This window comes from Bradyrhizobium sp. NAS80.1 (assembly GCF_001908205.1).
Classification (GTDB): domain Bacteria; phylum Pseudomonadota; class Alphaproteobacteria; order Rhizobiales; family Xanthobacteraceae; genus Bradyrhizobium.
Genome location: NZ_LGHL01000304.1, coordinates 1 through 5,552, shown reverse-complemented (window position 1 = coordinate 5,552; position 5,552 = coordinate 1). Strand labels below are relative to the sequence as shown.

At 62.8% G+C, this 5,552-nt stretch carries 4 protein-coding genes and 1 pseudogene; all 5 read right to left on the bottom strand.

All coding sequences use genetic code 11. The features are described 5' to 3' along the window. Positions 1 to 191: 191 nt before the first annotated feature. Positions 192 to 663 (bottom strand): annotated as a pseudogene (locus tag AC629_RS42115) (substrate-binding domain-containing protein); the annotation flags it as partial. Between the two features lie 85 nt (positions 664 to 748). Continuing rightward, entirely contained in the window at positions 749 to 1,522 is a 774-nt protein-coding gene (locus AC629_RS42110; protein WP_245332176.1) for an SDR family NAD(P)-dependent oxidoreductase, read from the bottom strand. A gap of 21 nt (positions 1,523 to 1,543) precedes the next feature. Continuing rightward, positions 1,544 to 2,968: a CoA transferase gene (locus AC629_RS42105; protein WP_084810522.1), complete on the bottom strand. Its 1,425-nt coding sequence runs from the start codon at positions 2,966 to 2,968 to the stop codon at positions 1,544 to 1,546. A gap of 225 nt (positions 2,969 to 3,193) precedes the next feature. After that, positions 3,194 to 4,672 carry a CoA transferase gene (locus AC629_RS42100; RefSeq protein WP_210419200.1) on the bottom strand — a complete coding sequence of 493 codons (1,479 nt, stop codon included), beginning with the start codon at positions 4,670 to 4,672 and terminating at the stop codon, positions 3,194 to 3,196. 71 nt (positions 4,673 to 4,743) lie between these two features. Then, positions 4,744 to 5,552 (bottom strand): MFS transporter (locus AC629_RS42095; protein ID WP_168195725.1); only part of this gene is annotated, 809 nt, incomplete at its 5' end.

Sequence of the window (5,552 nt, the reverse complement as noted above, 5' to 3'; positions counted from 1 at the left end):
TCTTGCGAATTGGAAAGCGAGATCGGTGATCGCGGAGTTCGCGATTTTATTCTGAGTGGCGCGCCCGAGGAGATTCGAACTCTTGAACCCAGCTTCGTCCGGTTCGGGTCATGCGGAAGTTCAACCCGGTCCTATCCTAAGTCCGATCTACTCCGAAATCGGACGTTATGAGTCCACCAAGTGCGACGGCTTCACCCCGCCGCCTGCGTCCTCTGCCCTTGCGCGAGCTCGACCGCCATCTGCGCCACGAGCTCGACAGCCAGCGCATCGGGCGAGGCGAGCCAACTTGCCGAGAACGTCAGTGACGGGATCGAGATCGCGGTTTTGAGCAGCTGCAGGCGGCCGTCGGCGATCTCGTTCTCCACGATCGCGGTCGGGATGACGGCGATGCCGAGTCCCTCGATCGCCATGTGGATCACGGTGGCAAGCGACGTGCAGGCGCACCGACGGCAGGTCGGAGCGGTTGAACAGCGAGCGGATCAGTTCATAGGGTTGGGTTCTTCGCGGAAAGGCGATGATCGGACACTGGGCGAGATCGCGCGCGGTCATCACTTTGCGCCCCAGGTCACGGATAGGGCTCGCCAGGAAACTGTTGGGATACTCGCAGAGCACCCGGTTGCGCACGATCGGCGCGGTGAGGGGACCGACGAGAAAGGTAAGATCGCCAGAAGGCGAGCACGCAGGTTCGGAAGGCGCATCAAGAAGACGTCAGCCAGCGATCTCGGGGGGAAGCTGTCTCCGGATTGGGTTAGCGACCGCGCTCTGCGCCGCCGTTAACCTGGATGATCTGTGCGGTGACATGAACGGCTTCAGACGTGGCCAGCCATCCGATCGTATTCGCAATGTCGGCAGCTGTTCCCGCGCGGTTGTTCATCGCCTCGGCGACCTTGGCGTTGTGTTGTTCGGCCGTCATCGCGGGGCCGAAGAACTCGGTATCCGCTACATAGCCCGGCGCAATCGTATTGACCGTGATGCCCTTTGGGCCCAGCGCTTTTGCGAGATCGAAGCAATAGGGATGCAGCGCCGCCTTGGCAGCGCCGTAGCATCCGACGCCGGAGCCACGATAGGCCGCGATCGAGCTGATGAAGATGATGCGGCCGCCTGGCGCGCGCAGCTGCGCCAGCAGCGCTTCGGTCAGCAGCACCGCGGAAAGGGTGTTGCTGCGAAAGTTATCGGTCCACCGGCGCGCGATGCCGGCGAGGCCATCCGCATAGGTCGCGGCTGGAAACTGCCGGAGCACGTGGCCGCCGGCAGCATTGACCAGAACATCGATGGCCGGAAAACGCTCGCTCAGATTTGCGCGAATGGCCTCAACCTGATCGGACGAGGCGAGATCGCCCGTGAGCACCAGCACTTTCGGCGCGCTCGGGAAGTCACGCGAGATCGCTTTGGCAGCCTCATCGAGCACCGCATTCCGCCGGCCGAGGATCACGACATGCGCCTTGCGCTCCGCAAAATACCGAGCGGAGGCGAGCCCGATTCCGGTGCCACCGCCGCTAATCACGACGACCTTTGCCATCATTTCAGCTCCACCAACAAAAGATCAGAGATTGCCTGTCCAGGCCGCGGAAGAGGATCCCAATTTGGGCGCAGGCAGGTCCCACGACATCGGAATGCCCTCAATCGAGGCTGGCGGGCGGACACGGTGCGCCGGTCCCCACCCGGTTTGCTCGATGGCTTCGGATAGATCGTCGGGTTGCTCAGGGACCAGAGGCGCCGCGTCCGTCGGTTGGCGGCCACCTGAAATCAGCAGCCGCGCCGTCCGTGCGAGGGAAGCCCGCGCCTCGCAGCCAAGTCCCGTATGCAGCCTTTCGATCAGGCCGCGGATGACCGCGGCCGCCATCAGGTAGCCGGTCGCGTGGTCGATCGACTGTCCGGGCAGTGGTGCTGGGCGGTCGCGTCCCATCGCGCACATCCCAGCGTTCGCGATTCCCGTGCTCATCTGGATCAAGCTGTCAAAACCACGCCGTCCGCTCCATGGACCGGTCCAGCCATAGGCGTCCAGGCACACGTCGATCAGACCCGGATTGAGTTCGCGGCGACGCAGGGGATCGAGCCCGAGGCGGGCGAGCGCATCCGGCCGATAGCCATGAACCAGCACGTCAGCTTGCGTGAGCAGCTGTTCCAACGTTTGCCTGTCGTCTGGATTCTTCAGATCGAGACGCGCACAGCGCTTACCCAGAACCACTTCCGGCACGGTGCCGGGCTCCTCCCAGCCATAGGGGTCGATGCGCAGGACCTCGGCGCCGAACGCCGCGAGGAAGCGCGTCGCAACCGGACCGGCGAGAATGCGTGTCAGGTCCATCACCCGAACTCCTTGTAGTGGTCGGGCCGCCGGCCGCGGCCATCGCGGCCGGCCGCCGCCGGTGGTGGTCGCGCGGTGCAGCAGCGGCTCGGCGTTAACGGATTGCCCCTGCGGATGGTCCGCCCATTCGGCAAGCGTGCGCATGGATGCCGCGCAGCCATTGTTGGCGACGATGGCTGCCTCCAGCGCCTCGGCCTCCCACTTGACCACAGTCCGCGCCACCGCCTCGCGATCAACAGGCGTCTTCAGCACGGCCATGGCGGCATCGCGGTGATGCGGCGCATTCGTGTGCAGCCGGATCCAGCCGTCAGCGGTCTGATAGTCGCCAGCGACCGCATCCCACTGCGGCGGCATCGGCCATCCCTGCGGCCGCAACGACGTGAGAAACCAGAACGAGGCGAGCCGGCGATCGATCTGCAGGGCGGGAAATGTGCCCGATCGCAACGACGCCAGCTCCGCGACGGCGAGACTTGCAGCGCCGATCGCGGCGGCGGCGAGATCCGTGACGTAGAACGCAGAGGGCAGCGCGCCTGCGCTGGTTATCGCCAGATGGCGTAAATGAACGGGATCGCCGCCGACGGCCTCCCAGATCTCACACAGAAAGCGCGCTGCCGGGCCGACGACGGTCGAAGTGGGGGACGACGGGGATCTGTCGTCAAGCATGGGAAACCTCGGTATGGTGTTGGAGGTGATGGTGGATGAGATCGCTTTCAGCGAGCGTCAGCCGGCGAGGCAGTGGCCAGCGACGGGCGGGCGCTCTCCGACCGCTCGATCAGTTCGATCGGAACGTCGTCGGGGCCTTCGATGACGGCCGCGCGCGGTCTATGTGGGTCCCGCTCCGGATGCTTTCGCGTCACGTAAGAAGCAGTCAAGCCATCCCTGACCTCGTCAAATCGACGCCGCAGACTCGCGAGGGAGCCATTCCGGCCGATCGCTGCCGAGTGCAGGTGTTGGCCGGCTCCAATGACATGGTGTCTGCGACATCTGCAGGGCGGGGCCTAAGGTCCTTAGCAGGCCGTAGCATGTCTCGGCGGAAACATAGTGCGCTTCAACCTCCGACCCGGTGAGGCGACCGGTTGCTCCCTGGAAATCGCTTAGGAGACCTTGTCGCTGAACGAACATGGCTGACTGGCAAAGCGAGACGTGCACTGAATAGCTGCCGCCTTCCCGCGCCCGTCGCGCCAGCGCCAGCATGACACCGTACGCTGCCAGATAGCCCGTCATGTAGTCACACATAGGTGCAAAAACGAGCTTCGGCGTTCCATCACCGCTCAGCTGGCCGTTGGTATGGCAAACCCCTGTCACGGCCTGCGCAACCTGCTCCCATCCTGCTCGTGAGGCAAATGGCCCGCCTGGCCCGAAACAGCTAATGGTCAGATGTATGATCCCTGGCCTCTTTTCCGCCAGTGCTTCAACTCCGAGACCCCGGCTGGCAAGACGGCCAGGTCGGTAACCATCGATGAAGACATCAGCGTCGGCAGCAAGAGCCATCAAACGCCTGGCCCCTTCTGCGCGCGCGATGTCGAGAAAACAACTGCGCTTGCCGTGGCTGGTGTCACGAACGTGTTCCGGTGTCTGCGGCAAGTCTGGGGCCGCTACCATCAGCACATCTGCGCCATGCTCGGCCAGAGTCCGGCCAGCGATCGGCCCAGCCAGGATACGCGTGAGATCGAGCACACGAACGCCGGAGAGTGGCCGCTCGCCGGGATGAAACGGTTCCGGAGCACTGTCGCCGATCCGGACGATCTCGATGGCAGGCTTATCGGCAAGGTAACGACCTTGAGGGTGCAGCAACCACTCTTGTGCGGTGCGGATCTTGCCGCCACAAGCATCTGCCGCGGCGATCGCCTCCTCGAGTGCATCGGAACTCCATCTGCCTACCGCCTCTTGGACCGATTGCGGTGTGCTTTCGCAGTCCAGCACGTCCAAAACCCGCCTTGCCAGGTGAGGCAGATTGAAGTGGGGCAGCACCCAACGCCCATCCGCCGCCTGCCATGGCTGCGTCACGGAGATCATGTGCGCCATCGCTTCCGGAATAGGGATGATGCGATAATCGCCTGTCTCGCCGCGCAGTTGAGTGTAGTCCACGGTTCGCAGCATCGCGGCGGCATGGCGCAGGTCGACCTGGACTTTCTGGCGGCTCCCGGTCCGGGCTTGCCAGATGTCGTTCGCCGCAACGCCCGTGGCGGCGAGCGCCGCAGCTACACTCTCGCCGACCCGAAATGGCGTCTCGTAGAAAGGATCGCTGCCGTGGATCGCGACTTCGCCGACAGGTACACCACGGCGGCCACGCAAGAGCATTAACTCCTCGAAACCTGTAGTCTCTCTCGGAGCAGTGTCAAGGTTGTGTCGAATCTTCGGTGTCATTTCATCTCCCGAATGATCACGTGCAGAATCGCGAATTTCGCAGTGTCCCGTGCCCTTGCACATCGCAGCGATCAGGCGTTCTTGACCAAGCCTTTGAGCGCGATTGTTGCGGTGATAGCGATGACAAGAATACAAGCCATGCCGAGCATTCCGACGTCGTAGGACTTCGTCGCGTCCTTTAGCCAGCCCATCATGGACGGTCCAACAAATCCGCCGAGAGAGCCGACTGAATTGATGAAAGCAAGACCGCCTGCCGCCGCTGCGCCGGTAAGGAAAACCTGTGGCACCGTGTAAAAGATCATCCGAGCTGAGATTACACCGCACAGGCTGATCGTGAACCAAAGCATCGCCGAGATGAGGGACTGAAAATAGACCGACATCAGGAGGCCGAAAACGCCGAGCATGAGCGTGAAGATCAGCGCGTAGATTTTGAGTCCAGTCTTGTCAGCGAAGTGTGCGACTGCAAACGTAGACAACGTCGCGAAGAGAAAAGGAATCGCAGAGAGCCAGCCGATCGTCGAGGTGGACAGATCATGGCCTTTCAGGATCAAAGGCAGCCATACGCTGAGCCCGTAGGAGCCGACCGTATAGCAGAACACGATCAGCGCAGACAGCAGGACACGCGCGTCCTTCATTGCGGCGAGGAGATCCTTCTTTGGCCGCTCGTGAACCTCGCTCGCGAGCGCTCCCACCAGCGACTGCCGCTCCACAGGAGTCAACCAGGCTGCCTGTTCTGGCGTGTCGGACAGAATCTTAAGACAGAGGAAGCCAAGCACCACAGCGGGCAACCCCTCTATGATGAACATCCACTGCCAGCCTGCCAAACCGAGGGTACCCTCAAGCTGCATCAGCGAGACCGAGATCGGACCACCTACGAGCT